We start from the raw sequence: 24863 nt of genomic DNA on the forward strand, positions 1-24863 counted from the left end.
ACAGGAGCAATGACATGCGCAATTGCGACATTCTGATAGCAGCGGGCGGGTTCCTGCTGGCAGGGGGACTGATTACCAAGGCGATGAGCGGCGGCTCGGGGTCGCAGGGCCACCGCTATGTCCGCCCCGCGGGACGCCGCGAGATGTCGGCGCCGCCCCGTGACTGGGACCGCGTGGACGAGACGGCGGACGAATCCTTTCCCGCCAGCGATCCCCCCGGCACCTACTGAGGCCGCCATGGGACAGGACGCCAGGGCCATCGCCCATGCCAAGCTGATCGAGGCTTTGCCGAACCTGCTGACGCCAGATGCCCGCCGGTCGCTATGCGACTGGCTGGCCGAACGGCAGGTCTTGCATGACGGCCAGGAAGACCCCGGCGCCGTGATCGTCGAAGGGCTGGAAACCGAACTGGCCATTGCCGAGACATTTCGCCAGATCGCCGAGCGTCTGGACTGCCGCACGGACAGCTAGACCATCGCGGCGACCAACTGGTTCGTCGCGACCATCTCGATCTGCTGACCGAAGCGCTTGGCATACATCTCCATCGCGGCGTCATGGGTTTCGTCCGTGGACGAGCAGACGGCATCCGACACCACGATCACCCGGTATCCCAGATCGACGGCGCCGATGATGGCGGCCAGCAGGCAGACATCGGTCTCGCCGCCTGTCATGATCAACGTGTCGATCCGGTCCTGTTGCAGCATCTTGTGCAGCCGCCCGTCCATCCAGGGGGAATAGACCGGCTTGTCGAAGACCTGGGCCGTCGGCAGGTGGATTTCCAGTTCCGGCAGCAGCCGCAACCAGTCGGGATCCAGGTTCCGGCGCAGCATCTGCGGCCATTTTTCGTAATAGCGCCGCCAGCTTCCCGGCGCGTCGTCCAAGGTTTCGGGCGTGATGAAGCGGGTGAAGATCGTGCGCGCGGGAAACATCTTGACCAGGTGGCAGACATTGGGCAGCACCCGCCGGATCCATTCGACCTCCCATTCCGAGCCCTTGTCGAACAGCCGCTGCATATCGATGCACAGATGTACGGCCCTGTCGCCCGGCGGGCCATATCTCAGGCCTTCGTTCACCTTGTCGGCGTCCTGCATGGTCATGTCGTCACCCGATCCTGAATCCTGTTCCAGAACCGCGGGGCAGGCGAGAAGTTTCCGATTCCGCCCGCCGCCAAACATTTGTTCCATGGACGATCAGTGCAGATGCGACCGGCCCCGCATCCGGTATTCCTGATCCAGCAGATGCAGCAGCCATGGTCCGACCTCGGCCGAACCGTCCCTGACGGATCGTTCGGCCACGGCACGCTGCAAGGTCGCCTCGACCAGGCGTTCGGCCGAGGAAGCGTCGGGCATGACCCGGCGTGACTGCTGCATCATCTGGACCACAATGGTCTGGATGGCATCATCGTCCTCGGGGATCCCGACACGGCGTTGTCCCAGCAAATCATTCAGCAGGGGCGCCGCATGGCGATGGCGGGGATAGGCGCGGTGCCCCTTGAACCGGCGCGGAATGGCGCCGGAACCGGCGTCGGTCAGAAAGACAAAGGGCACGTCGCTGTGGCGCAGGGTATCAGCCACCCAGAAACAGCCTTCGGTCCGGGCCGCCACGTCCAGGATCGCGGCCTGCACGCTGCCCGCGATCTGGATCGCCTCGTGCACGTCCGCGAAGGGGCCAACCACCACATGGCCGCACTCGCGGACCTCGGCAGTCAGCCTTTGGGCATGGATAAGATCATCCTCCATGACCATGACACGCAATGGTTCGACTGTCATTCGTCCCCCCTGACCGGCGTGACAGGACATCCAGTCCCATCACAGGTTTTTCCGCGCCTTCCCAAAGGGAAGCCTAGCGTCAGGTTCGGGCAAATCCAGTCATATCAGACTTAAGGACTAATTGATCTTTAGCAGCCGTCGATTTGGGCAGGAATCTGCCGACTGGGCCAGGACAGGACGGCCGTTCGCCTGTCCTGTCCTGGCAATCTCGGTCACTTGACCTGGGCGATTTCCGCGTCCATGCGCTCGCGCGCCTTCTTGGACAGCTTCACGGTCTTGGCCGCCTCGAGGTTCGCAGGCGCGTCGCCCACCTGGATCAGACCCACCATGCCCATCGCGAAATGCGGCGTGCACTTGACGCCGTACAATCCCGGCTCGGTCACCGTCAGCGAAAACTCCTCGTTGATCTTGCTTTTGAAGGTTTCCACGCCCTCGGGCAGGATGTCCTTGATGGCTTCGACGTTGTGGCTCTTGTCGGTGGGAATGAAATGGATCACGTCGCCAGGCTCGGCCTTCACGAAGGCGGGTTCGAACACCATCATCCCGGCCTCGCCCTTGTTGAGCATATGCACCTCGTGTTCGGCGGCAAGGGCCGTGCCCCCCAGGGCCAGCATCAGGGCGGGGGCGGCAAGCAGCAGGGACAGTTTCATGGTCATTCTCCGTAAGGACGCGGGCCAGGAGGCGGCCCGTTCGCCCAAGGACTTAGGGCTTCCATCCGGCCCCCACCTTGACCCACCGCAAACTGCGGCGCGAAAACGCGGCGTCACAAAGACCATTTGTTCCATCTTTGTTTCTTTTTCCCGTTCGGTTAGGCTGGCCCGGCGGAAAGAAAGGACGCAAAGCCCAGATGGCGGAGCCAAGGGAACAGCCTGAACAAGCGCCACCGGCCGTGATCCGCAAGATCATCCATGTGGACATGGACGCCTTTTATGCCTCTGTCGAACAACGCGACGATCCTGGCTTGCGCGGCAAGCCGGTGGCGGTGGGCGGGTCTGCCGCGCGTGGCGTCGTTGCCGCCGCCAGCTACGAGGCGCGGGTTTTCGGGGTCCGGTCGGCCATGCCCTCGGTTACGGCGCGCCGCCGCTGTCCCGACCTGATCTTTGTCAAGCCGCGCTTCGATGTTTACCGCGCCGTATCGCAGCAGATCCGCGAGGTCTTTGCCGAACATACCGACCTGATCGAGCCCTTGTCCCTGGACGAGGCCTATCTGGACGTGACCGAAAACAAGCAGGACATTCCCCTTGCTACAACCATTGCGCTGATGATCCGCGACAGGATCCGGGATGTGACGGGGCTGAACGCCTCTGCAGGGATTTCCTATAACAAGTTCCTGGCAAAGCTGGCCAGCGACCTGAACAAGCCCAACGGCCAGGCGGTCATCACGCCTGCGCGCGGGCCCGCCTTCGTGGCCGAACTGCCCGTCAAGAAATTCCATGGCATCGGTCCCGCCACGGCGGCCAAGATGGAACGGCTGGGCATCGTCACCGGTGCCGACCTGCGCACCAAGTCGCCCGATTTCCTGCGCCATTATTTCGGAAAGTCGGGCGACTGGTATCACCGCATCGCGCGCGGCATCGACCACCGTCCGGTCGAACCCCACCGTGTCCGTAAATCCGTGGGCGCCGAGGATACCTTTTCCGTCGATATCCACGATTTCGACCTGGCCCGGCGCGAGATCACGCCGCTGGCCGAAAAGGTGTGGCGGGCTTGCGAAAACAAGCGGCTGACCGGGCGGACCGTCACACTGAAAGTAAAATACGCCGATTTCCAGCAGATCACCCGCAGCCGCACGCTGACCGGCCCGGTCCATGGCGCCGAGGATCTGGAAACCATTGCCATCGGCCTGTTGCAGCCTCTTTTCCCTGTTGCCAAGGGGGTGCGGTTGCTGGGCGTCACGCTGTCGTCGCTGGAAGACGACGAAGGGCAGGGACCGCAACTGACCCTTTGCCTGCCGGGCTTCGACTGACACCAGGATCGGTCCTTGCCCGTTATTCCCGGCGGGGCATCATGAACGAGTCTGCTCGGCTGGACCCTCCCAAGAAATCCTGGATCGCCGCAAACTGGCTTGGGCCGGCGCGGGACGATTGGAATGATGCCCCCTAGTAGCTGATCGCAGCGGTCCGGCGCAGATCGTCCGCCAAGGGTTTGCCGAAGCCGAAAAAGTCCAGATAGGCGGGGATCTGTTCGAACAGCATATCGGTGCCGACCTGATACCGGCAGCCGCGTTCGGCGGCGGCGGTCAGGAAAGGCGTCATCTCGGACTTCATCACCACCTCGCCCACGAAGGCTAAGGGGTCGATGCGGGTCACGTCCAGCGGCAGCGGATCCTCCGGGTTCATGCCCAGGGGCGATGCGTTAACGACCAGTTCGAACCCGGCGGCATCGCGGCTGCCCGTTTCCACCCGCAAGTCGGGATAGGCCGCGATCAACCGTCCGGCCAGGGCCTGCGTCGCCGCCGGATTGAGGTCGAACAACGCCAGCCGCGAGACGCCCGCGCGGGCCAGCGACGCCGCGATGGCCGATCCGACCCCGCCCGCGCCAACCACAAGCGCGCCGATCCCGTCCAGCCGCTGACCCTTGGCCTGCACCCCCAGGACAAAACCTTCGCCGTCGAACATGTCGGCCTCCAATGCGCCATCGACGCCCAGCCGCAGGGCATTCGCCGCTCCTGCGATCCGGGCCGTGACCGACACCCTGTCCGCCAGACCCAGGGTGGCTACCTTGTGGGGCATGGTGATCAGCGCGCCGTGGATGTTCGACAGCCGGAACACCAGCGGCAGGAAGGCTGCGTAATGCTCGGCCCGGCAGCCCATCGGCACCACCACGGCGTCGATGCCCTGGGCGTCGAACCAAGGGTTATAGATCATCGGCGATTTGAAGGTATCGGTGGGAAAGCCGATATGCGCAATCAGCCGGGTCGTGCCGCTTATCATTGTTGGTCCCTAATGGTGCAGGATTTCGCCCAAGAAGTTCCGGGCGCGTTCATGCCTGGGCGCGCGGAAGAATTCCTTTGGGGTGTTTTCTTCAAGGATCTCGCCCTCGGCCATGAAGATCACCCGGTCGGCGACCTGGCGGGCAAAGCCCATTTCATGCGTGACGCAGATCATCGTCATGCCGTCGCGGGCCAGGCTGACCATCGTGTCCAGGACCTCCTTGACCATCTCGGGGTCGAGCGCGCTGGTCGGTTCGTCGAACAGCATGGCGATGGGCTCCATGCAGAGCGCACGGGCGATGGCGACGCGCTGCTGCTGGCCGCCGGAAAGCTGGGCCGGGTATTTCTGGGCCTGGTCGCCGATACGGACACGTTCGAGGTATTTTCGCGCGGTCGCCTCGGCCTCGGCCTTGCTGAAGCCGCGCACGCGCATGGGGGCGAGGATGCAGTTTTCCAGAACCGTCATGTGCGGGAACAGGTTGAATTGCTGAAACACCATGCCGACCTCGCGGCGCACGGTGTCGATGGCCTTTTGCCCGTCGTCCAGCCTGGTGCCGTCCACGATTATGGTGCCGGACTTGATCGCCTCAAGATGGTTGATGCATCGGATCAGCGTCGATTTGCCGGAACCGGACGGACCACACAGCACGATCTTTTCGCCCCGCCGGACGGTCAGGTTGACGTTCTTCAGGGCATGAAAGTCGCCATACCATTTTTCCACATTCTCCATGCGGATCAGATAGTCTTGGGTCATGATCTCCTCCCCTGGGGATCACAGGGTCACGCGCGCGCCGATGGCGGCGGATGATTTGACGGCTTCGATGACACGCAGAGTTTCCAGCCCCTCGCGGCCTGACACCAGGGGCGGTTCCTGCCCCTTGATGACCCGGACGAACTGGCTGACCTGGCGGGCCAGCGGGTCTTCGTCGGGAACCTGGGCGCGGCTGATGTCCAGGGGCGAATACCAGCTTCTCTCGCCCTGTGCCCGCCGCAGTGTCAGCGACGGCAGGGCCAGCGACCCATGCGTGCCGCCAATCAGGTAACAATCCTGGTCGGTCTGGGGATAGGCGGGGTTTTCCCCGCTGTTCGCCTCCCAGCTCCAGGCCGCGACGGTCGCGTCGCAGACGCTGGCGGTGGCCAGGACGCCGCTTGCGAATTCCAGCAGGATGACCGAGGTGTCCTCGACCGCGTTGCCGCGCACCGTATTGGATTCACGCGCGGTCACGGCGATGATGTCGCCCAGCAGAAAGCGCAGGTTGTCTATGTCGTGGATCAGGTTCAGAAAGACCGGACCCGCGCCCTTTTCGCGCCGCCATTCGACCTCGAAATAGTCGTCGGGCTTGTAGATCCAGAACATCGCATTGGCGACGACCGGCCTGCCGATGGCGCCGTCGTCGATGATCTGGCGCGCCCGCTGCATCAGCGGATTGTGGCGGCGGTGGTGCCCGGTCAGAAGGGGCACGCCCGCCGCCTCTGCCGCGGCCACCAGCCGTTCGCCGTCCGCCACGCTGTCGCACAGCGGCTTTTCGATCAGCGCGGGCAGACCTGCCGCAACGCAGTCCAGTCCGTTCCGCATGTGCATCTGGTTGGGCGTCGCCACGATCACCCCATCCGGCCGGCCCGCCGCCAAGGCATCCTCCAGCGACTGCATCCAGGGCGCGCCGAACTCCTCGGCCACGGCCTGGCCGATGGGCGAGGGGTCGATGACGCAGGTAAGGTCCGCATCGGGCGATGCCGCGACGTGCATCGCGTGCCGCCTGCCGATCAGGCCCGCGCCCATCACCGCGATGCGGGGTGTCACGCGTCGGCCCCGGCCAGCGACACGATCCGGCGCAGGGCCAGCCTGTAACCCTCGGTCCCGCAGCCTGCGATCACGCCGTCGGCGCGCAGGCTGACATAGGATTGGTGGCGGAAGCTTTCGCGCTTGTGGACGTTCGAGATATGGACCTCGATCACGGGGCCGTCAAAGGCGTTCAGCGCGTCCAGGATCGCGACCGAGGTGTGGGTATAGGCGGCGGGGTTGATGACGATGCCCACCGCCTCCTCGCGCGCGGCATGGATCCAGTCGATGATCTGGCCTTCGGCGTTCGATTGCAGGAAGCGGATTTCCACGCTCAGATCGGCCGCCAGGGCGGTGCAATCGCGTTCCACATCGGCCAGAGTCTCGGATCCATAGATATGCGGCTGGCGCTTGCCCAGCAGGTTCAGGTTCGGGCCGTTGAGGATATAGACGAGCTTTGTCATGGGATGACCTTGAGGCGCAGGGGATGCCCGGCGACACGAACCGCCGGGCGAGGGGGGTTACTGGGCAATGGCGAAGGGCACGCCTTCCATTTCCGCGGGCAGTTGCGGCGGATCCATCTTCATCCAGGTGTTGTAGATGCCCTTGAATTCGTCCGTCGCCATGAATTCGGTCAGGAAGGCGTTCACGTTCTGGTTCCAGTCGGCCTCGCCCAGACGGGTGCCCACGCCGTTATACAGCGCAGTCAGCGGCATCTTGTTTTCGAACTTGCCGGGGGCGCCGGCCTCGATCCGGGTGATATAGAACTGGTTGCCGCCCACGGCATCGACCTGTCCCGACATCAGCGCCTGGATGGTCGCGGCGTCGTCGTCAAAGCGCATGATGGTGGTGCCTTCGGGCGCCATGGCTGTCAGCGCGGTATCCTGGGCCGCCGAACGCGGCACGCCGATGCGGTAATCGGCCAGCGATTCCGGCGTGGACAGGTCGGCGTCCTTTGGACCCACGACCGACATCTGGTTCGCGGCATAGGGGACCGAGAACTGGATCGACTGGGCGCGTTCCGGGCTCATCGCCATGGTGGCGAACAGCACGTCCACCTTGTCGGTGGTCAGGGCGGGGATGCGGTTCGCGACGGCCAGGGGCAGGAACTCGGCCTCGACGCCCAGGTATTCGGCAAAGGCGCGGCCCATAGCGGCGTCGTATCCGTCGGCCTCGCCCGCCGAATTGATGCAGCCCCAGGGGCAGTTGTCGCCCTGGATGCCGATGCGGATGGTGCCGGACGCCTTGGCTTCCTCGACCGTGCGGGCATCGGCCTGGGTGCCGGCCATGGCGGCAAGCGCCACCACCGCAGCGGCGGCGATGCGGGTAAAGTGCAGCATGGATATCCTCCCTGATATCTGGACCGGCTGGGGGTCCCTTTTGAACTTAGAACCTATTGTCGCGCCACAGTGAAGCTGACGCGTAAGGCGGCAGGGGCTTGTGGTTCATCGGCGGTCGCGTGCCATGCGGCGTTCCATGCGGCCGCCCCACAGCGACAAGGGCCAGCACAGCAGGAAATACAGCAGGCCCACGATGCCAAAGACGATCAGCGGCTTGAAGGTCTGGTTCGACACGATTTGGCCTGCGCGGGTCAGTTCGATAAAGCCCACGATGGCCGCCAGCGAGGTTCCCTTCAGCAGCTGCACCAGAAAGCCGATGGTGGCGGGCAGCGACAGCCGGAACGCCTGGGGCAGGATGATGTCGCGCATCAGGCTGCGATACTTGATGCCCAGGGCGTGCGCGGCCTCGGACTGGCCCAGGGGGACGGCCTGGATGGCCCCGCGCCAGATCTCGCCCAGATAGGCAGAGGCATGGGCGGTCAGCGCAACCGCAACTGCACCCCAGGCGGGCGGGTCCAACCCCAACAGCGGCAGGCCGAAATAGAAGACGAACAATTGCATCAGCAGCGGCGTGCCCTGGAAGATGGCGATCCAGGCCATGGCGATGGTGCGCATCCACCGCCTGCGGGACACTCGCGCCAAGGCCACGACCAGGCCAAAGGCGATGCCGCCCACAAAGCCAACGGCAGTCAGCGCCAGCGTCCATCCCAGGCCGCGCAGCAGGAACAGCAGTTCGGGGGATCCGATAGTTGACATGGACGGCCCTTCTTCAGCGCGTGGGATAGGTGAAGGCGGCGCGGGAAATCAGCGCGAACAGGCTCATCACGAACCAGGACAGCAGCAGATACAGGACCGTGATGGTGAAATAGACCTCGAAGCTGCGGAAGGTGTCGCCGTCGATGCGCTGCGCCACGCTGGTCAGTTCGTATGCGGAAATCGAGGTGGCGATGGACGTGGTCAGAGTGAGCAGGACGAACTGGCTGACCAGCGACGGGAACACGGCGCGCAGCGCGGGCTTCAGGATGATGCGGCGGAAAACCTCGGCCGGGCGCAGGCCCAGGGCCAGTCCGGCTTCGGTCTGGCCCCTGGGGATGCTTTCGACCCCGCCCCGGATGATCTCGATCGCATAGGCGCCGCCGTTCAGGCCCAGGGCGATGATGGCGGTGACGGTGGGGTTCAGGCGCACGCCCGCCAGCGGCAATGCGAAGAAGATGAAGAAGATCTGCACCAGAAACGGCGTGTTGCGGATCAGTTCGACAAAGGCGATCACCAGGGCCGATCCGATGCGGCTGCCTGACCGGCGGATCGCCACGCCCAGAACACCGATGGTCAGCGCCAGGATCATGCCCGACAGGGCCAGGAACAGCGTGCCGCCCAGTCCCATCAGCAATTCGGGCCACCGCGCCCAGACGACGCCAAAATCCAGTGTCATGGTTCCCCTTCCCCAAGGTGCAGGGTGCTTCAGGCACAGTCGCCCGTGTGGGGAAACTGACCGGGGAAGGCCACTCCGTCAAATGCCAATGCCGCATTTTCTTGAGCTCGCATTGATTTGGCTGGCACGCGCGGGCATGGATCCAGGCTGGCGGTAACGCGGCTTTTGGCAGATCATGGCCACCACCTTCTGCGAAAGGACCGGCCCATGACCAATCCCTGCATCATCTGCGTGGCGATCACCGGATCGCTGCCGACCAAGGACAACAATCCGGCGGTGCCGATCACCATCGCCGAGCAGATCGAATCCACCCAGGAAGCGTTCGAGGCCGGAGCGACCATCGCCCACTGCCATGTCCGCGATGACCAGGGCAAGGCTACCAGCGACCCCGACCGCTTCGCGCGGCTGAAGGAAGGGCTGGAGCAGCACTGCCCCGGCATGATCGTGCAACTGTCCACCGGCGGGCGGTCCGGGGCAGGGCAGGCGCGGGGCGGAATGCTGCCCCTGCGGCCCGACATGGCGTCCTTGTCGGTGGGCTCGAACAACTTTCCGACCCGCGTTTACGAAAACCCGCCCGACCTTGTGGACTGGCTGGCATCCGAGATGCTGGCCCATGACGTGAAGCCGGAAATCGAGGCCTTTGACCTGTCCCATATCCTCAAGGCGCATGGGATGTGGAAGGCGGGCCAGATCAAGGACCGGCCCTATGTCCAGTTTGTGATGGGCGTGAAGAACGCCATGCCTGCCGACCGCGAGGTGTTCGATTACTACATCCACACCGTCAAGCGCCTGTTCGGCGAGGACGTTCCCTGGTGCGCGGCTGGCATCGGGCCGAATCAGATCGTGCTGAACGAATGGGCCATCGGCGCGGGCGGCCATGCTCGCACGGGGCTGGAGGATAACGTGCGCCTGGATCGCGACCGGCTGGCGCCGTCGAACGCGGCCCTTGTGCGACGCGCGGTCGAGATCGTCGAAAAGCACGCCCGGACCGTGGCGACATGGCAGCAGGCGCGGCAGATTCTGGGGCTGCGGATGCCGCAGGCGGCGTGAAGGAATGGTCAGGGGCCTGGTTGCAGACTGGCAATGCAGTGCCGCGTTTGAAGGCTGCGGCGGATCGACAGGGCTGACCTGATGCCACGGAGTGTGGAGTTGCGGCGCATCCGCCGGCAGACCGGCCGTCTTGGTTGATCGGCAAGGAAACTTTTATGCAAACCGGTGATTGGCAAAGGGGGCGTTGCGTGTTTCCCTAAAGGGAAAGGGGGTGGCATGGCATCGTTGATGATCATCCTGCAACTGGGCGGCGCCGTGGCCTTGCTGCTGTTCGGCCTGAACCTGGTGCGCGACGGCGTGACCGAAGGGTTCGGGATCCGGTTGCGCATGGCGCTGGGGGTGGGCACCCGAACCGGGCCGGGGGCGTTCCTGGCGGGATTGGCGGCCACCCTGGGCCTGCAATCTTCGACCGCCACTGCCTTGCTGACCGCGTCCTTTGTCGATCGCGGCATGGTCCGCCCGCGCATGGCACAGATCGTCCTGCTGGGCGCGAATGTCGGCACGGCGCTGACCGCCTGGGTGGTGTCGTCCGGCGCAGGGGCGCTGACACCGGCGTTGTTGTTGACGGGCTATGCCCTGTCCCGGCGGAAAGGGCCGGTGCTGGCGGGGACGGGGCGCGCACTGATCGGGGTCGCGCTGATGCTGCTGTCGTTGTCGTTGCTGGATCACGCGGCGGCACCCTTGCGCGAATCTCCCCTTCTGGCGGCCTTCCTGCCGATGCTGGACCAGGCTTGGCCAGTGGCCCTGCTGCTGGCGGCAGGGCTGGCCTTTGCCTGTTCATCGTCCTTGGCGGCCGTGCTGCTGGTGCTGTCGCTGGGCCTGCCTGCGGGGCTGACCGTGGTTCTGGTCCTTGGCGCCAACCTGGGCGGTGCCGTGGTGCCGGTGATGCTGACCGCGGCCCTGGGGGCGCCCGCGCGGCGTGTTGCGGTGGGCAACCTGGTGATCCGGGCCATCGGCTGCCTGATCGCAATGCCCTTTGCGGGCTGGATCGGCCCCGCGCTGCACCGGGTGCCGCTGCCCTGGACCGGCCTTGCTGTCGAGGCGCATCTGGCCTTCAACCTGACCTTGGCCTTGCTGATCTGGCCCTTTGCCGGGCTGATCGCGCGGATGCTGGACCATCTTGTCACGGGTGACGAACGCCACGCCGAACCCGGTCCCTTGTGGCTGGACGAGGCTGCGCTGGACACTCCCATCCTGGCCTTGACCGGCGCCGCCAGGGAAGTTCTGGCCATCGGCGATACGGTCGAACGGATGCTGGCCCAGACCCGGCTGGCCTTTCAGCAGAACGATCCCGCGCCCCTGGCCGAAGTGACGGAACTGGAACGCCGCGTCGATCGCCGCCAGCAAGAGGTCAAGACCTATCTTTCCCGCCTGGGCAGCCAGGCCACCGAAGGGGAACGCCGCCGCGCCATCACCATCTTGGATTACGTCATCAACCTGGAACACGTGGGCGACATCATCGACAAGGGCCTGGCATCCGAGGTGCGCAAGAAGATCGGACTGGGCCTGCGCTTTTCCGACGAAGGCTTTGACGAACTGGAGGCGATGTTCGTCATGACCCAGGAAAACCTGCGCATGGCGCAAACGGTCTTCATGACCCGCGACCGCGACATGGCGCGCCGGCTGATGGAACTGAAGGTCGAAATCCGCAACCTTGAACGCCAGTCCGCGCAACGCCACCTGTTCCGCCTGCGCGAAGGGCTGGCCGCCAGCCGGGAAACATCGTCCCTGCACCTGGACATCCTGCGCGATCTGAAGCGCGTGAATGCCCATGTCGTCTCGGTCGCCCATCCCATCCTGGACGAGGACGGGCTGTTGTTCGAAAGCCGGTTGCGCAGCGGATGATCGCGGGAACGGGCTAATAATTGTGATTTCGTTTCAACGCATCGGGAACAGTCGCGGCGCCGGGTTGTTGTGATGGCAACGCCCCCTGCCATTCCAGGCATCGGGGGCGGCTAACCCCAAGGAGTTTTCCATGGCCGACCAAACGCTTGACACGCTGTTCCACGAAACCCTGAAGGACATCTACTATGCCGAGCGCAAGATCGCGACCTCGCTGCGCAAGATGGCGCGCGCCGCACAGAACCAGGATCTGAAAGCCGCGTTCGAGATGCACGAACAAGAAACCCAGACCCAGATCGAACGCCTGACCCAGGTCTTCGAACTGATCGGCAAGCGCCCGCGCGGCAAGACCTGCGACGCCATCGAAGGCATCATCTCCGAAGGCGAGGAGATCATGGACGAATTCAAGGGCAGCCCGGCGCATGACGCGGGCCTGCTGGCGGCGGCCCAGGCGGTCGAGCATTACGAGATCACCCGCTATGGCACCCTGAAATCCTGGGCACAGGCCTTGGGCATGGACGAGGCGGTGACGCTGCTGGACGAAACCCTGCAGGAAGAATCCGCGACCGACGAGAAACTGACCGCTTTGGCGGAATCCGTGATCAACGCTGCGGCCCAGACGGGCAAGGCGGCCTGATCCCTGAAAGGCCCGCGTCCTGTGCGCGGGCCTTTTCCCCATAACCTCATTCAAAGAAGACCTGCCACAGTCGGATGCCGAAAAGCTCTGCTCTCGGCCTATTGCCGCCATCAGGTATATCCGCAAGGCGCAACCTGACTTGGCTAGAGCCTGTTGCACTCAATCGGCCTCATAACCTGCGGCTTTGAAGTAGTTGTAGCATTCCTCGTCGGAGAACAGATCGCAGACCTGGCCGACCGCAGCCCATAGTTGATCGTAGGTTCGTTGAACCGCTTTCGCCGCCTCGCCATCCGCTACGAGCGGCGCGCCGACATCCACGAGGCCTTCGTGATCCTCGGCTGCGCTCTCATCTGCCTCAACCAGATCAGACGGTTTTGTTAGGTGTTCTTAGGACGAACGCATGAAAAAGGCGCCCATGACTGACATGGACGCCTTGGAATTTCTTTAGTCTGTCTCAGGCTGCGTTGCGGCGGCGACGCAGGAAGGCCAAAGCGGCCAGTCCGGCCGGCAGCAGCGCCGCGCCGGCAGGCAGCGGGACCGGCGCCGGGGCAGGCTCACCCGAGAAATAGACCGAAGCGTGGGACAGCCCGCCCGTCGACTTGCCCGGCCCTTGGGTAAACCAGTTCCCCGACAGGTCAGCGGCCGAATCCAGCAAGAACGCTGCAAACGAACTGCCCTGCTTGAGAGTGACCATAACGAAGTCATAGCCAAGCGGGTTCAGCACCGACCAGCTATAAGTGGGAGACATCGTGAAGGTATCAAACCCACCGTCCAGGTACGCGTTACCATCGTCGGTCTTGTCAGCCAGCATCCAGCCGGTCTGACCGCCGAAACTGAAAGTGGCATCGATCGTGTTGGTATCGTTGCCGGAATAGCACTGGACTGACTGAACAGCATCCGGGCTACCCTGCGTAAGGGTGTACGTCACCGAATCCTGCGTGCAGGTCGCAGCCTGCGCAACACCACATGTCAGCGCCAAAATCGACGCCGCAATAACCGTCTTCATCGTTAAATCTCTCCTTTGGCACGCGCCCGCTGCCCATGACCGAACAACGGTTTACTGTAACCCGCCCATATAGAAAAAGAAAATTTGAACTTTTAGGCAGGCAATTACGCTTTATCTATCCAATAATCATCCGCCGGATTTAGCGACCTCGGTCGAAACACTCTGCGGTTGTTTTCTTAGCTTCATCCGAAAGCGGCAAGACTGCCGCCGGGTAGCGGAAAGGCATTTCGCCCAGTCCTGGCGAATCAGGACCGGGCATTATTTCAATGCGAATACATGCTGATTTCCTTGCCGTCGCGCCCTGCCCGCGTGCGCCGCACGATCAGGTGGTTCAGCGCGCCGACATAGGCTTTCACCGATGCCAGGATCGTATCGGTGTCAGAGGCCTGGCCGTTCACGATGCGGCCCTCTTCCTCCATCCGCACGGATACGGTTGCCTGCGCGTCCGTTCCCTCGGTCACGGCATGGACCTGATACAGCTTCAGCGTGGCGCTGTGCGGAAAGATCTGCTTGACCGCATTGAAGCAGGCATCGACCGGGCCGTCGCCGGTGGCGTGGACGGTCTGTTCCGTGCCATCCACGATCATCGTCAGGTCGGCGGACTGCCCGTCGCTGCCGCAGACGACGCGCAGATGTTTCACTTGCAGGAAATCGTCGCCGGTATTGGCCGAGGCGTCCTGGACCAGGGCCACGATATCCTCGTCGTAAACCTCTTTCTTGCGGTCGGCGAGCGCCTTGAACCGCACGAAGATGTCCTTCAACTGATTGTCGCCCACATCGTATCCCAGGTCGGACAGCTTGGCGCGCAGGGCGGCACGGCCGGAATGCTTGCCCATGGCGATGTTGGTTTCATTCAGCCCGATATCGGCCGGGCGCATGATCTCGAAGGTTTCGACATTCTTCAGCACGCCGTCCTGGTGAATGCCGGATTCGTGCAGGAACGCGTTCTTGCCGACGATGGCCTTGTTGAACTGGACCGGGAAACCGCTGACTTGGGCCACGCGGCGGGAAATACCGATGATCTTCGTCGTGTCGATACCTGTGGTGAAGGGCATGATGTCGTGGCGCACCTTCAGCGCCATCACGACCTCCTCCAGCGCGGTATTTCCTGCGCGTTCGCCAAGGCCGTTGATGGTGCATTCGATCTGGCGCGCACCCGCCTCGACCGCGGCCAGGCTGTTGGCGGTCGCCATGCCCAGGTCGTTGTGGCAATGGGTGGCAAAGATCACGTCATCAGCGCCCGGCACGCGTTCCAGCAGCATTCGGATCAGGTCGGCCGATTCGCGGGGCGCGGTATAGCCCACCGTGTCGGGGATGTTGATCGTGGTGGCGCCCGCCTTGATGGCGATTTCCACCACGCGGCACAGGTAATCGTGTTCGGTGCGCGTGGCGTCCATGGGCGACCATTGCACGTTGTCGCACAGGTTGCGGGCGTGCGTCACGGTCTGCTCGATCCGTTCGGCCATCTGGTCCATGTCCAGGTTCGGAATGGCCCGGTGCAGGGGCGAGGTGCCGATAAAGGTGTGGATGCGCGGGCGGCGGGCGTGGCGTACGGCTTCCCAGCAGCGGTCGATATCGGGCAGCTGCGCACGGGCCAGGCCGCAGATGACGGCATTCCTGGACTGCTTCGCGATCTCGCTTACGGCAGCGAAATCGCCTTCCGAGGCGATGGGGAAGCCGGCCTCGATGATGTCCACGCCCATCTCGTCCAGCATGGAAGCGATTTCCAGCTTTTCCTCGTGGGACATGGTGGCGCCGGGCGACTGTTCACCGTCGCGGAGCGTGGTGTCGAAGATGACGACGCGGTTCTTGTCGGTCATGGGTTCTGCTTTCTTGCGGGGTCTGTCACGGGATGACCGGGCACTTCCTGGCTGAGCGGCGGCCCGGAGACCCGCTCAGCGCAGCGTAAGAAGCAGCAGACCGCGGAGGTTCACGACCACGCGCGCGCCAAAGGGCGCGGTCGGGGCGGCGGGAATGTCCAGCATCCGGGTCATGGCGCGGACTATGCCGCGTGAGGGGGCAAATGAAAAGCGGAAATCATGCCGCGCCCTGGCCCATGTCCAGATCGTCGATTAATCGCCGCAGCCGGTCCCGGTCCGGTGCGGGCAGGCACTCCATCCCGCGCGCGCAAGCGATGCGCAATTGCGCCGCGGCGGCCTGGCGCGCGCCGTCGGGGCCGATGCGGGCCAGGGCGTCCAGGGCCTTGATGACGCGGGTCAGCACGTCGATCTGGCCCGCCGCGTCCCGTGCGATCAGGCGGAAGGCGTCGTCGTAAAGGTCGTCATGGCGCAGCGGCGGGACGCGCAGGCGGGGATAGTCGGCCTTGTGCAGTTCCGCCTTGTGCCAGCCTTCGGACCACAGCGTCAGCAGGCGCACCTGCCGACCGATCACGTCGATGGCGGTGCCGGGGTCGTTCACGGCCGGGGACAGGGCGCGCAGCGCGACCTCGGACAGGGTGATGATGCCAAAGTGCGGATCCTGGTCAAAGGATCGCGCCCTGGAAATCGTGAAGGCGCGGCGGATATCGGCGGCCAGATCCTCGGCAAGGGGCTGGCCCTGGATCACGGCCAGGGGGGTGCCATGGTAAAGGAAGGTGCCGGGCAGAACCCGGATGTCCAGCCGCAAATCGCGGTCGTCGCACAGCTTCGACAGGGCTGCGGTGTCGATGAATTCGACATAGCCCACCTTGTCCAACAGGATCGCGGGCGCAATCGGCGCGTCGTCGGGCAGCGGATGCCCGCCCAGGAAAGGCAGGTCCAGCCGCGCCTGCATGGACTTGCGGGTCGCGTCCTCAAGCCGGTCGATGGTGTCGCCGACCCGGCCCAGCTTGGTCAACTGGTGGATCCAGCGCAGCAGCGCCAGCACGATCAGGATGATGACCAGAACCGTCACCACGAACAACAGCGCCCTGCCCTGGGGGCCATAGACGCTGACCCGCAGCGTCACCAGTCCCACGATGCTGAACAGGAACGACCCGATGAATGTCGCCAGCACCGACTGGATGAATTCGTCCTCGGTCAGCAGGCGCGTCGCGCGGGGGGTCGCGTTCGACGTGGCCGAGCCATAGGCCCCCGTCAACGCCATGACCGAGAAGGTCGTGACCGCCAGCATGGACGAGGCGATGACGTTCAGCAGGCTGTCGATGGCCTCGGCGCTGATGTCGATGGGCAGCGGCCAGGGCAGGAACGCCGCCAGCGTGGCGGCAATGGCGGCGAAAAAGCCCAGCACCGCATAGAGCGAGACGCGGATCCACAATGTCCGGCGCAGCCGCGACAGGATCCACCGCAGTCGCGACATGCTATGGTGTCCACCGCACCCGTGTCAGGTCGTTGGCCTGCGTGGGCGCGTTTTCCCACAGGCCCTCGATCCGGGCATTGGCCACGCCGGTCTTGGCAAGCTGGAACAGGAAGGCGTTGACGTAATCGCCCGCGATCATCTCCTGCGCCTGCCGGTACAGGTCGCTGCGCTGCTGGGGCGTGACCGCACCTTGCAACTGGTCCATCAACGCCACAAATTCGGGCCGCGCATAGCTAAAATAGTAATCGGGCCGGGCATAGATATCGATGTCCAGCGGCTCGGTATGGCTGATGATCGTCAGGTCGAAATCGCCGCCCTTGAACACGGTTTCCAACCACTGCGCCCATTCCATGTTGGTGATCTGGGTCTGGATGCCCACGGCAGCCAGTTGCGCCTGCACGATCTCTCCGCCGCGCCGGGCATAGGGGGTGGGCGGCAGGGCCAGGCGCAGGATGATGGGACCGGCGGCAGCCTCGGCCAGCAGGGCCTTGGCCTTTTCGGGATCATGGGCAGACAGCCCGGTCAGATCGACGTAATCCGGGTGGTGCGGCGCGAAATGGCTGCCGATGGGCGTGCCGTATCCGAACATCGCCCCGTCGATGATGTCGGGGCGGTTGATCGCGCGGGCGATGGCCTGACGCACCCGGATGTCGTCCAGGGGCGCGTGGGCGTTGTTCATGGCCAGGATCGTCTCGCCCTCGGTCGTGCCGACGATCACCTGGAACCGGGGGTCGGCCTGCAACTGCGGCAGCGTCTCGGGCGCGGGGAAGTTCGGAAAGGCATCCACATCGCCCGCCATCATCGCCGCGAAGGCGGCCGTGGGATCGGGGATGAAGCGGAAGGTCGCGGTGCGCAGCGCGGGCTTGTCGCCCCAATAGCCGTCGAAAGCAGACAGCACGATCCGGTCGCCCTGCACCCATTGGTCAAGGCGGAACGGCCCGGTGCCTATGGGCGCTGTGGCAAGACCGGCGGCGCTGGCCGGATCCAGCATCACCGCATCGCCCCAGGCCATCTTGAAGGGGAAGTTGCCGTCCGGCGCCGTCAGCGTGACGCGGACGGTCAGGGGGTCCACGGCCTCGACGGTTTCAATTCCCTCAAACAGCACCTTCTGGGCATTGGTCGAATCCGCCGCCCGCGCGCGGTCCAGCGTGAACACCACGTCGCTGGCGTCAAACGTCGCGCCGTCGTGGAAACTTACGCCGTCATGCAGGTGAAAGACATACACGCGGCCGTCTTCCTGAACATCCCAGCGTTCGGCCAGTGCGGGCTCAACGGTGCCGTTCGGGCCAAATCGGGTCAGGCCTTCGAAGAGATTGGCATAAACCACCTCGTCCGTCGCCGCCGCCGCCCCGCCGGTCGGATCCAGGTTGGGGGGTTCCAGCACCATTCCCAGGGTGATCGCATCCTGCGCGGCGGCGGGCAGCGCCAGTGCGATCAGAGCGGCCAAGGATCTTGCGGCATGGATCACGGGCGTCCCCTTCAGGCGCGTTTCGGCATCAGTTGCTGCGCGGGACCGGCCAGCAGCAGCCAAAGCGAGGTCACGACCAGCCCCCAGTTGGCCCAGCTGTCGGGGTGGAAATCGACCCATGCCGCGCGCGCGGCAAAGACGCACCACAGCACCGCCACGGGCAAGGAAATGGCCCGCCAGCGTTCGGTGCGGACCGGGTGGATGAACTTGATGGGCAGGAACATTCCCACTGTCAGCGCGACAACGATCAGCAGGATCACCGTCCAGTGCGGATCGGTCGCGAACAGGACCAGCACCACCATGTTCCAGCAGCCCGGAAAGCCGGAAAAGGAATTGTCCTTGGTCTTCATGCGGCTGTCGGCCCAATAGATCACGCTGCCATAGATGATGGCGATGATCGCGAACCAGCCGGTCCAGCCAGACAGCAGGCCTGACTTGAACAAAGCATAGGCCGGAATGAACGCATAGGTCAGATAGTCGATGATCAGATCCATCAGCACGCCGTCGTAATTGGGCGAATGGATCTTAACGTCGTATCGACGCGCCAGCGGACCATCGATGCCATCGACAACCAGGGCCACGACCAGCCACAGGAACATCAGGGACCATTTCCCCTCGACCGCGGCCAGCATGGCCAGCATCGACAGGACCGCGCCCGTGGCGGTCAGCAGGTGGACGGACAGGGCTTTGTGCTGCGACTTCATGACGGGGTTTTGGCAGCTTGGCGGCGATCACGCAACCGTGCTTGGACGATCAGCGCAGGATAGGCGGGCCTTTGGGACGCGGCGCAGGCTCGGGCACCTCGGGCGGCGTCAGGTCGAAGCGCAGGATCCCTGCGGGCAGGGTGGCGTCGGTAAAGCTGACATCGACGCCGCCGGACTGGGGCGGCAGGAAGGCCAGGGCCTCGGCCAGGGCCTTGGCGATGGCGGGCTGATGGGGGGGATCTGCGCCTGCGATCAGGACGACATGGCCGTCCCCCGCCCCGGCCAGGGCGGCGCCCGCGATCAGCCCGCGCATATCGGCCAGACGTTCGGCCAGGGGCTGGGCCAGGGTTTCGACAACGGCGGGCGCGGGCGCGGTCAGGCGCAGCCGGGCGTCCGTTGGTTCGGGGGCGGCCGCAAGGGCGCTGGTCAGCCAGTCCAGCATCGCGGCGTCCAGCAGCATTTCCGACGGATGTCCCGGATTGACCAGCAGCCCCGCGCCTTCGGATTTCAGCAGCCCCGCCAGCACCCGCCCCGGCATCGCGGCATAAGCCACGGGGCCGCCCAGGAAACCGGCCAGCCGATCCTCGGCGTCGCAGGCAAGCGCCACGGGGCCTGCGTCCAGCGGGAAGATCCGCAGGTCCACCCGGTCGCCCGCAGGCTCGGTCACCAGGGCCACGGCCAGTTCGGTATCCGCCAGCCGGGACAGCATCCGCGCACGCTGCGGTGCATCGGCGTCGTGGAAGGGAACCGGGGCAAGGTCGTCAAGCGCGGTCATGGCGGGCCTTCATGCTGCGTGAACGGGCGTGGCCCTGCCCTAATCGCGCGACGGCCCCCCGACAAGCCCAAGCTGACGCAAGCGTGATTCCGCAAGGACGCGCAGCGCGCACATATACCCGTTATGAACCGACGCACCCTTTTGCTGACAGCCAGCCTTTCCCCGCTGCTTGCCGCGCCCGCCTTCGCGCAGACGGACCTTGCGCCGGTCCTGGAGGATGCCGCGCGGCTGGAAAACCTGCGCGCCGTCGCCGTCTGGCGGGGCGGACAGGAAATCGCCGCCCGCGGCTATGGCGGCTTTACCCCGGACAGTCCCACAAACATCAAGTCCGCGTCAAAGTCGATCATCTCGGCCCTAGCGGGCATCGCCATCGACCGGGGCGATCTGGAAGGCCCCGGCCAGCCCATCGCGCCGATCCTGCAAGACCAGTTGCCCGACGATCCCGACCCCCGGCTGGCCACGGTGACGCTGGGCAACCTGCTGTCGATGCAGGCGGGGCTGGAACGCCAGTCGGGCGCGAATTACGGCGCCTGGGTCAGCAGCCGCAACTGGGTGCGCGCCGCCTTGGCCGCGCCCTTCACCCAGGATCCGGGCGGGCGGATGCAGTATTCGACGGCCTCCACGCATCTGGTGTCGGCGATCCTGACGCGGGTGACGGGCCGGTCCACGCTGGAGCTGGCGCGCGACTGGCTGGATGCGGTGCCGGGCTTTGCCATTACAGGATGGGAGCGCGACCCCCAGGGCATCTACCTGGGCGGCAACCAGATGGCGATGAGCACGCGGTCCTTGCTGGCCTTTGGCGCCCTGTATGCGGACGGGGGCCGCGCGGGCGGACAGCAGGTCGTGCCCCAGGCGTGGATCGAGCAAAGCTGGCAGACGCGCACCGCGTCCATCTTTACCGGCCAGGGCTACGGTTACGGCTGGTTCATCGGACAGGCCAGCGGGCGCCCGGTAAGATACGGCTGGGGCTATGGCGGGCAGATGATCTATGTCTTTCCGGCGACGGGTCGCCAGCCTGCGGTAGCCATCGCCATGACCTCGGATCCCGACCAGCCATCGGCGCGCACGGGATACCGCAACGACCTGCACATGCTGGCCGACCGGATCATCCAGCTGCTGTAGGGTGGGTGCTTGCACGCACCGCACCCACCGCCGTCAGTCGATGATATCGGCCGCCTGGAAATTGCCCAGGTTGCCCAGCAATTGCCCGATCAGCGAAATTTCGGTCACGCTGCCTTCGGTCACGCGGCGCGACAGGGTGACGACACGGCCGCGTTCCAGCCCGAAGCGTTCGACATTCGTGACGGTGCCGCCAGGCGCAAAGGACACGGCCACGACCTCCCGGCTGACCTCGCGCGGTTCCAGGGCACCGAAATGCCGCCAACGGGATCCGACGTAATACCAGCCCGAACCAGTCAACAACCCCTGGGCCGAGGGACGGCCGATCAGGCCCGCCAATTCGTCCACGGTGGTCTGGCCCACGACGACCTGGGACAGATCCTCGGGCGCGGGGATGAAGCCGTGGTTGCGATAAACCGGCGCGCAAGCCGAAAGGCCAAGAACGGCCAGGAAAGCCAGGATCACGATATTCCTGATGGCTGTCATTCCGTCTTTCCTTTGCAAGGGGCTGTTGACGCGGCCCGCCCGGCTTAGCAAACTCGGGCACCGCGCTCAAGAATGACAATCCTGTCGGGGATTTGCCGCCGGTTGCCGGTGCCGTTCCCCTGGACAACATGACACGAAGGCCCGCCATGACCACCCCCAATCCGCAGCCCGAACGCCTGCGCGTGGCGCATCTGAACGCGCGCGCGCCCACGCCCTTTTCGCTGACACCCGATGCGGACCGTTGCGCCGCCATCGCGGCCGAGCTTGGGATCAGCGGCCTGTCCAGGCTGACATTCGCCGGAGAGATTCGCGCCGAAGCGGGCGAGGCCTGGGCGCTGACGGGCCAGTTGCGTGCCCGCGTCACCCAGCCCTGCGTCGTCACCCTGAGGCCCGTGAAGACCGCCCTGGACGAGCCTGTCGAGCGGCATTATTCGCCCCATGTGACCGCCCCCGAGGGGGACGAGGTGGAAATGCCCGACGATACGCTGGAACCCCTGGGCCAGTTCATCGACCTCGCCGCGGTGATGATCGAGGAACTGGCCCTGGCCCTGCCCGAATACCCCCGCGCCGAGGGGGCCGAACTGGGCGCCGCGCCCCAGGACCCTGCCCCCGACACCCGCCGCCCGTTCGAAGGGTTGGACAAGATGCTGCGCGGCCGGGACACGGATCAGGGATGATTCCCGGATGCAAAGCGTTGCGCAGGGGCCACATCGGACAAGGATTCCTGCGACATGGCGTCCTTGACGCTGGCGGAAACCCGGCGCCCTGGTGCAATTAGCCCTGCCTGCCCCGATGCAAGGGGTTGCGGGCAGGTCCGTCATGGCGTATCTGCGCGGTTCATTTTCGAATTCAAATCCCCGGGGTGCGCAGGACGCCTGCGCGTCGCACCCCATACAAGCCCGAGGTTGTGACATGGCTGTCCCTCAGAATCGCGTTACCCGGTCCCGCCGGAACATGCGCCGCGCCCACGATGCCCTGGTCGCCGGGAACCCGAACGAATGTTCGAACTGCGGCGAACTGAAGCGTCCGCATCACGTTTGCCCGTCCTGCGGCCATTATGCCGACCGCGAGGTCGTGGCCCAGGCGAACCCGACCGACCTGGACGACGACGCGGCCTGATCGGGCTTGGCATTCGCGCCAGATGACCGTTCGTGACGTGACCCCGCCTGCCACGCCCGCCCCCGGCCACCGGGGCAGCGTGGTGATTTCGGTCGATGCCATGGGCGGTGATCGCGGCCCGGCGGCGGTTGTCGCGGGAATGGCTGAAAGCGCGTCCAAGAACCCGGAAATCCGGTTCATCGTGCATGGCGATGAAGCAGAGCTTCGCCGCCTTGTCGGTCGCCGCAAGGACCTGGCGGGACGCTGCGATATCCGCCATGCTGGGGGAGTCGTCTCCATGGACGACAAGCCCAGCCAGATCGTGCGCAAGGGCGATGGCACATCCATGTGGTCGGCCATCGAATCGGTCAAGACGGGCGAGGCGGGCGCTGCCGTCAGTTGCGGCAATACCGGCGCGCTGATGGCCTTGTCGATGCTGCGCCTGCGCAAGCTGCCGGGCGTGAACCGTCCCGCCATCGCCTGCCTGTGGCCGTCGCTGAACTCCCAGGGCTTCAACATCATGCTGGACGTGGGCGCCGATATCCGTGCCGATGCCCATGATCTGCTGCAATATGCGCTGATGGGCGCGTCCTATGCGCGCAACGGCCTGGGCCTGACACGGCCCCGCGTCGGTCTGCTGAATGTCGGGACCGAGGAACACAAGGGCCGGGCGGAGCTGAAGCAGGCCCAGGATATGCTGGCGGCGGCGGCCGATGCCGGCCAGTTCGAATACATGGGCTTCGTGGAAGGCGGCGACCTGCCATCGGCGCGCGTGGATGTGATCGTGACGGACGGCTTTACCGGCAACATCGCCTTGAAGACGGGGGAAGGCACGGCCAAGCTGGTCGGCACCCTTCTCAAGGACGCATTCGCGAATTCGATCATGTCCAAGTTTGCCGCCGTGCTGGCGATGACATCCCTCAAGCGCCTGCAAAAGCGGATCGACCCGCGCCGCGTCAATGGCGGAATTTTCCTGGGCCTGAACGGCACGGTGATCAAGTCGCATGGATCCGCCGATGCCACCGGCGTTTCGGCAGCGATCAAGCTTGCCTTCCAGCTGGCGAAATCCGGTTTCCAGGACCGGCTGGCCGCCCGCGTGGCCCAGGGCGCCGCCGCATCCGTGACAACCGGCCCCCAGAACGAGGCTGCATCGTGACCTTGCGATCCGTAATCCGGGGCACCGGCCATTACCTGCCTGACAACGTGGTCGAAAACAGCTGGTTCGAGGACAAGCTGGACACGACCGACGAATGGATCCGGTCGCGCACGGGGATCGAACGGCGCCATTTCGCAGCCGAGGGCCAGGCCACCAGCGACATGGGCCTCCGCGCAGCCCGCGCGGCGCTGGACAAGGCGGGATTGCGTCCCGACGACATCGACGGGATCGTGCTGGCGACCTCGACCCCTGATTATACCTTTCCGGCATCCGCGACGATGATCCAGCACGGCCTGGGCATGACCCACGGCTTTGCCTATGACGTACAGGCGGTTTGCGCGGGCTTTGTCTTCGCGCTCGCCAATGCCGACGCGATGATTCGCGGCGGCCTGGCCAAGCGCGTCCTGGTCATCGGGTCCGAGACCTTTTCCCGCATCATGGACTGGACCGACCGGGGCACCTGCGTGCTGTTTGGCGACGGCGCGGGCGCGGTGGTGCTGGAGGCGCAAGACGGCGCCGGCACCAGCGACGACCGGGGCATCCTGTCCTGTGACCTGAACAGCGACGGCCAATATCGCGACCTTTTGTATGTCGATGGCGGCGTCGGGACCACCGGCACGGCGGGACAATTGCGGATGCAGGGCAACCTGGTGTTCCGCCATGCCGTCGAAAAGCTGGCCAAGACCGCGCATATCGCCTTGGACAAGGCCGGGCTGGCGCCTTCCGCCGTGGATTGGCTGGTGCCGCATCAGGCCAATGCGCGCATCATCACGGCGACCGCGCAAAAGATGGGCCTGCCGATGGACAAGGTGATCCTGACGGTCGCCGATCACGGCAATACCTCGGCCGCGTCCATTCCGCTGGCCCTGTCGGTGGCCGATGGTCAGGACCGCTTCGCCCCCGGCGATCTCATCGTGACCGAGGCGATCGGCGGCGGCCTCAGCTGGGGGTCGGTCGTTCTTCGCTGGTAGG

29 protein-coding genes and 1 pseudogene are annotated in these 24863 nt (G+C 65.0%); 12 read left to right on the forward strand and 18 right to left on the reverse strand.

Annotated features, from left to right (window positions below; genetic code table 11):
• Nucleotides 1-14: 14 nt before the first annotated feature.
• A complete protein-coding gene (locus tag Q5701_RS08200) occupies nt 15-230 on the forward strand; it encodes a hypothetical protein (RefSeq protein ID WP_306755523.1) in 216 nt (71 codons plus the stop codon).
• Between the two features lie 7 nt (nt 231-237).
• Nucleotides 238-471 carry a hypothetical protein gene (locus Q5701_RS08205; protein ID WP_234855347.1) on the forward strand — a complete coding sequence of 78 codons (234 nt, stop codon included), beginning with the start codon at nt 238-240 and terminating at the stop codon, nt 469-471.
• On the opposite strand, the gene Q5701_RS08210 is transcribed toward Q5701_RS08205, so the two are convergent.
• The 3 genes from Q5701_RS08210 to Q5701_RS08220 form a co-directional block, all read right to left on the reverse strand.
• The gene (locus tag Q5701_RS08210) at nt 468-1097 is read right to left on the reverse strand and encodes a cysteine hydrolase family protein (protein WP_306754778.1); all 630 of its coding nucleotides are present in this window, start codon (nt 1095-1097) and stop codon (nt 468-470) included. The two genes, Q5701_RS08205 and Q5701_RS08210, sit on opposite strands and share 4 nt — an antisense overlap.
• Nucleotides 1098-1190: 93 nt before the next feature.
• Entirely contained in the window at nt 1191-1739 is a 549-nt protein-coding gene (locus Q5701_RS08215; RefSeq protein ID WP_306754779.1) for a response regulator, read from the reverse strand.
• A gap of 242 nt (nt 1740-1981) precedes the next feature.
• On the reverse strand, nt 1982-2419 hold the full coding sequence (locus Q5701_RS08220; protein ID WP_373568630.1) for a pseudoazurin: 438 nt from the start codon (nt 2417-2419) through the stop codon (nt 1982-1984).
• A gap of 197 nt (nt 2420-2616) precedes the next feature.
• Here Q5701_RS08220 and dinB point away from each other — a divergent pair, with 197 nt between their 5' ends.
• Nucleotides 2617-3735 (forward strand): DNA polymerase IV, encoded by a 1119-nt coding sequence (gene dinB, locus Q5701_RS08225; RefSeq protein ID WP_306754780.1) that lies wholly within the window; start codon nt 2617-2619, stop codon nt 3733-3735.
• Nucleotides 3736-3868: 133 nt separating this feature from the next.
• Here the strand turns inward: dinB and Q5701_RS08230 are convergent, their stop codons facing one another.
• The 7 genes from Q5701_RS08230 to Q5701_RS08260 all read right to left on the reverse strand — a co-directional run bounded on the left by Q5701_RS08230 (nt 3869) and on the right by Q5701_RS08260 (nt 9253).
• Nucleotides 3869-4702: a shikimate dehydrogenase family protein gene (locus Q5701_RS08230; RefSeq protein ID WP_306754781.1), complete on the reverse strand. Its 834-nt coding sequence runs from the start codon at nt 4700-4702 to the stop codon at nt 3869-3871.
• A 9-nt stretch (nt 4703-4711) separates the two neighbouring features.
• A complete protein-coding gene (locus Q5701_RS08235; protein WP_306754782.1) occupies nt 4712-5455 on the reverse strand; it encodes an amino acid ABC transporter ATP-binding protein in 744 nt (247 codons plus the stop codon).
• A gap of 18 nt (nt 5456-5473) precedes the next feature.
• Entirely contained in the window at nt 5474-6502 is a 1029-nt protein-coding gene (locus tag Q5701_RS08240) for a Gfo/Idh/MocA family protein (protein ID WP_306754783.1), read from the reverse strand.
• A complete protein-coding gene (gene aroQ / locus Q5701_RS08245; protein WP_306754784.1) occupies nt 6499-6945 on the reverse strand; it encodes a type II 3-dehydroquinate dehydratase in 447 nt (148 codons plus the stop codon). The genes Q5701_RS08240 and aroQ overlap by 4 nt, the downstream gene beginning before the upstream one ends.
• 57 nt (nt 6946-7002) lie before the next feature.
• Nucleotides 7003-7821 carry a transporter substrate-binding domain-containing protein gene (locus tag Q5701_RS08250; RefSeq protein WP_306754785.1) on the reverse strand — a complete coding sequence of 273 codons (819 nt, stop codon included), beginning with the start codon at nt 7819-7821 and terminating at the stop codon, nt 7003-7005.
• Between the two features lie 105 nt (nt 7822-7926).
• The gene (locus tag Q5701_RS08255; RefSeq protein ID WP_306754786.1) at nt 7927-8577 is read right to left on the reverse strand and encodes an amino acid ABC transporter permease; all 651 of its coding nucleotides are present in this window, start codon (nt 8575-8577) and stop codon (nt 7927-7929) included.
• 13 nt (nt 8578-8590) lie between these two features.
• On the reverse strand, nt 8591-9253 hold the full coding sequence (locus Q5701_RS08260; protein ID WP_306754787.1) for an amino acid ABC transporter permease: 663 nt from the start codon (nt 9251-9253) through the stop codon (nt 8591-8593).
• A 207-nt stretch (nt 9254-9460) separates the two neighbouring features.
• Between Q5701_RS08260 and Q5701_RS08265 the strand changes: the two genes are divergently transcribed.
• From Q5701_RS08265 to Q5701_RS08275, 3 genes are all read left to right on the forward strand, one after another.
• Nucleotides 9461-10303, forward strand: a complete 843-nt coding sequence (locus Q5701_RS08265) for a 3-oxoadipate:acetyl-CoA acetyltransferase (protein WP_306754788.1) — start codon at nt 9461-9463, stop codon at nt 10301-10303.
• A gap of 216 nt (nt 10304-10519) precedes the next feature.
• Entirely contained in the window at nt 10520-12148 is a 1629-nt protein-coding gene (locus Q5701_RS08270) for a Na/Pi cotransporter family protein (RefSeq protein WP_306754789.1), read from the forward strand.
• A gap of 130 nt (nt 12149-12278) precedes the next feature.
• Nucleotides 12279-12782, forward strand: a complete 504-nt coding sequence (locus tag Q5701_RS08275) for a YciE/YciF ferroxidase family protein (protein WP_306754790.1) — start codon at nt 12279-12281, stop codon at nt 12780-12782.
• Between the two features lie 159 nt (nt 12783-12941).
• Here the strand turns inward: Q5701_RS08275 and Q5701_RS08280 are convergent, their stop codons facing one another.
• Nucleotides 12942-13100 (reverse strand): hypothetical protein, encoded by a 159-nt coding sequence (locus tag Q5701_RS08280; protein ID WP_373568675.1) that lies wholly within the window; start codon nt 13098-13100, stop codon nt 12942-12944.
• Between Q5701_RS08280 and Q5701_RS08285 the strand changes: the two are divergent.
• Nucleotides 13047-13163, forward strand: a pseudogene (locus Q5701_RS08285) (IS5/IS1182 family transposase); the annotation flags it as partial. The gene Q5701_RS08280 and the pseudogene Q5701_RS08285 sit on opposite strands and share 54 nt — an antisense overlap.
• 73 nt (nt 13164-13236) lie before the next feature.
• On the opposite strand, the gene Q5701_RS08290 reads toward Q5701_RS08285, so the two are convergent.
• The 6 genes from Q5701_RS08290 to Q5701_RS08315 form a co-directional block, all read right to left on the reverse strand.
• Complete coding sequence (locus Q5701_RS08290) at nt 13237-13788, reverse strand: VPLPA-CTERM sorting domain-containing protein (RefSeq protein WP_306754791.1); 552 nt, start codon at nt 13786-13788, stop codon at nt 13237-13239.
• Between the two features lie 263 nt (nt 13789-14051).
• The gene (locus tag Q5701_RS08295; RefSeq protein ID WP_306754792.1) at nt 14052-15608 is read right to left on the reverse strand and encodes a 2-isopropylmalate synthase; all 1557 of its coding nucleotides are present in this window, start codon (nt 15606-15608) and stop codon (nt 14052-14054) included.
• 217 nt (nt 15609-15825) lie between these two features.
• Complete coding sequence (locus Q5701_RS08300) at nt 15826-17085, reverse strand: DUF2254 domain-containing protein (RefSeq protein WP_306754793.1); 1260 nt, start codon at nt 17083-17085, stop codon at nt 15826-15828.
• 1 nt (nt 17086) lies between these two features.
• Nucleotides 17087-18472, reverse strand: coding sequence for an ABC transporter substrate-binding protein (locus Q5701_RS08305; RefSeq protein WP_306755373.1), 1386 nt, complete (start codon nt 18470-18472; stop codon nt 17087-17089).
• A gap of 92 nt (nt 18473-18564) precedes the next feature.
• Nucleotides 18565-19257: a CDP-alcohol phosphatidyltransferase family protein gene (locus Q5701_RS08310; RefSeq protein ID WP_234854053.1), complete on the reverse strand. Its 693-nt coding sequence runs from the start codon at nt 19255-19257 to the stop codon at nt 18565-18567.
• A 49-nt stretch (nt 19258-19306) separates the two neighbouring features.
• On the reverse strand, nt 19307-20032 hold the full coding sequence (locus Q5701_RS08315) for an SseB family protein (protein ID WP_306754794.1): 726 nt from the start codon (nt 20030-20032) through the stop codon (nt 19307-19309).
• Nucleotides 20033-20155: 123 nt separating this feature from the next.
• Here Q5701_RS08315 and Q5701_RS08320 point away from each other — a divergent pair, with 123 nt between their 5' ends.
• Nucleotides 20156-21154, forward strand: a complete 999-nt coding sequence (locus Q5701_RS08320; RefSeq protein WP_306754795.1) for a serine hydrolase domain-containing protein — start codon at nt 20156-20158, stop codon at nt 21152-21154.
• A 33-nt stretch (nt 21155-21187) separates the two neighbouring features.
• Here the strand turns inward: Q5701_RS08320 and Q5701_RS08325 are convergent, their stop codons facing one another.
• Entirely contained in the window at nt 21188-21637 is a 450-nt protein-coding gene (locus Q5701_RS08325; RefSeq protein ID WP_234854056.1) for an outer membrane protein assembly factor BamE, read from the reverse strand.
• Between the two features lie 146 nt (nt 21638-21783).
• On the opposite strand from Q5701_RS08325, the gene Q5701_RS08330 reads away from it, so the two are divergent.
• The 4 genes from Q5701_RS08330 to Q5701_RS08345 all read left to right on the forward strand — a co-directional run bounded on the left by Q5701_RS08330 (nt 21784) and on the right by Q5701_RS08345 (nt 24862).
• Complete coding sequence (locus tag Q5701_RS08330) at nt 21784-22314, forward strand: YceD family protein (protein ID WP_306754796.1); 531 nt, start codon at nt 21784-21786, stop codon at nt 22312-22314.
• Nucleotides 22315-22549: 235 nt separating this feature from the next.
• Nucleotides 22550-22756, forward strand: a complete 207-nt coding sequence (gene rpmF / locus Q5701_RS08335) for a 50S ribosomal protein L32 (protein ID WP_234854058.1) — start codon at nt 22550-22552, stop codon at nt 22754-22756.
• Nucleotides 22757-22778: 22 nt separating this feature from the next.
• Nucleotides 22779-23891: a phosphate acyltransferase PlsX gene (plsX, locus tag Q5701_RS08340; RefSeq protein WP_306754797.1), complete on the forward strand. Its 1113-nt coding sequence runs from the start codon at nt 22779-22781 to the stop codon at nt 23889-23891.
• Nucleotides 23888-24862 (forward strand): beta-ketoacyl-ACP synthase III, encoded by a 975-nt coding sequence (locus Q5701_RS08345; protein WP_306754798.1) that lies wholly within the window; start codon nt 23888-23890, stop codon nt 24860-24862. Before plsX ends, Q5701_RS08345 begins: the two co-directional genes overlap by 4 nt.
• Nucleotide 24863 lies beyond the last annotated feature (1 nt).

Source organism: Paracoccus actinidiae (assembly GCF_030863885.1).
Lineage (GTDB): Bacteria > Pseudomonadota > Alphaproteobacteria > Rhodobacterales > Rhodobacteraceae > Paracoccus > Paracoccus everestensis.

Bases quoted from the DNA above. Each gene is read 5' to 3' on its own strand.
- Q5701_RS08270 (WP_306754789.1), top strand. From the start codon at position 10,520: ATGGCATCGTTGATGATCATCCTGCAACTGGGCGGCGCCGTGGCCTTG.
- Q5701_RS08260 (WP_306754787.1), bottom strand. From the start codon at position 9,253: ATGACACTGGATTTTGGCGTCGTCTGGGCGCGGTGGCCCGAATTGCTG.
- plsX (WP_306754797.1), top strand. From the start codon at position 22,779: ATGACCGTTCGTGACGTGACCCCGCCTGCCACGCCCGCCCCCGGCCAC.
- Q5701_RS08235 (WP_306754782.1), bottom strand. From the start codon at position 5,455: ATGACCCAAGACTATCTGATCCGCATGGAGAATGTGGAAAAATGGTAT.
- Q5701_RS08200 (WP_306755523.1), top strand. From the start codon at position 15: ATGCGCAATTGCGACATTCTGATAGCAGCGGGCGGGTTCCTGCTGGCA.
- Q5701_RS08310 (WP_234854053.1), bottom strand. From the start codon at position 19,257: ATGAAGTCGCAGCACAAAGCCCTGTCCGTCCACCTGCTGACCGCCACG.
- Q5701_RS08305 (WP_306755373.1), bottom strand. From the start codon at position 18,472: ATGGTGCTGGAACCCCCCAACCTGGATCCGACCGGCGGGGCGGCGGCG.
- Q5701_RS08300 (WP_306754793.1), bottom strand. From the start codon at position 17,085: ATGTCGCGACTGCGGTGGATCCTGTCGCGGCTGCGCCGGACATTGTGG.
- rpmF (WP_234854058.1), top strand. From the start codon at position 22,550: ATGGCTGTCCCTCAGAATCGCGTTACCCGGTCCCGCCGGAACATGCGC.
- Q5701_RS08210 (WP_306754778.1), bottom strand. From the start codon at position 1,097: ATGACCATGCAGGACGCCGACAAGGTGAACGAAGGCCTGAGATATGGC.
- dinB (WP_306754780.1), top strand. From the start codon at position 2,617: ATGGCGGAGCCAAGGGAACAGCCTGAACAAGCGCCACCGGCCGTGATC.
- Q5701_RS08230 (WP_306754781.1), bottom strand. From the start codon at position 4,702: ATGATAAGCGGCACGACCCGGCTGATTGCGCATATCGGCTTTCCCACC.
- Q5701_RS08290 (WP_306754791.1), bottom strand. From the start codon at position 13,788: ATGAAGACGGTTATTGCGGCGTCGATTTTGGCGCTGACATGTGGTGTT.
- Q5701_RS08325 (WP_234854056.1), bottom strand. From the start codon at position 21,637: ATGACAGCCATCAGGAATATCGTGATCCTGGCTTTCCTGGCCGTTCTT.
- Q5701_RS08330 (WP_306754796.1), top strand. From the start codon at position 21,784: ATGACCACCCCCAATCCGCAGCCCGAACGCCTGCGCGTGGCGCATCTG.
- Q5701_RS08220 (WP_373568630.1), bottom strand. From the start codon at position 2,419: ATGAAACTGTCCCTGCTGCTTGCCGCCCCCGCCCTGATGCTGGCCCTG.
- Q5701_RS08215 (WP_306754779.1), bottom strand. From the start codon at position 1,739: ATGGAGGATGATCTTATCCATGCCCAAAGGCTGACTGCCGAGGTCCGC.
- Q5701_RS08295 (WP_306754792.1), bottom strand. From the start codon at position 15,608: ATGACCGACAAGAACCGCGTCGTCATCTTCGACACCACGCTCCGCGAC.
- Q5701_RS08265 (WP_306754788.1), top strand. From the start codon at position 9,461: ATGACCAATCCCTGCATCATCTGCGTGGCGATCACCGGATCGCTGCCG.
- aroQ (WP_306754784.1), bottom strand. From the start codon at position 6,945: ATGACAAAGCTCGTCTATATCCTCAACGGCCCGAACCTGAACCTGCTG.
- Q5701_RS08275 (WP_306754790.1), top strand. From the start codon at position 12,279: ATGGCCGACCAAACGCTTGACACGCTGTTCCACGAAACCCTGAAGGAC.
- Q5701_RS08320 (WP_306754795.1), top strand. From the start codon at position 20,156: ATGAACCGACGCACCCTTTTGCTGACAGCCAGCCTTTCCCCGCTGCTT.
- Q5701_RS08205 (WP_234855347.1), top strand. From the start codon at position 238: ATGGGACAGGACGCCAGGGCCATCGCCCATGCCAAGCTGATCGAGGCT.
- Q5701_RS08255 (WP_306754786.1), bottom strand. From the start codon at position 8,577: ATGTCAACTATCGGATCCCCCGAACTGCTGTTCCTGCTGCGCGGCCTG.
- Q5701_RS08315 (WP_306754794.1), bottom strand. From the start codon at position 20,032: ATGACCGCGCTTGACGACCTTGCCCCGGTTCCCTTCCACGACGCCGAT.
- Q5701_RS08250 (WP_306754785.1), bottom strand. From the start codon at position 7,821: ATGCTGCACTTTACCCGCATCGCCGCCGCTGCGGTGGTGGCGCTTGCC.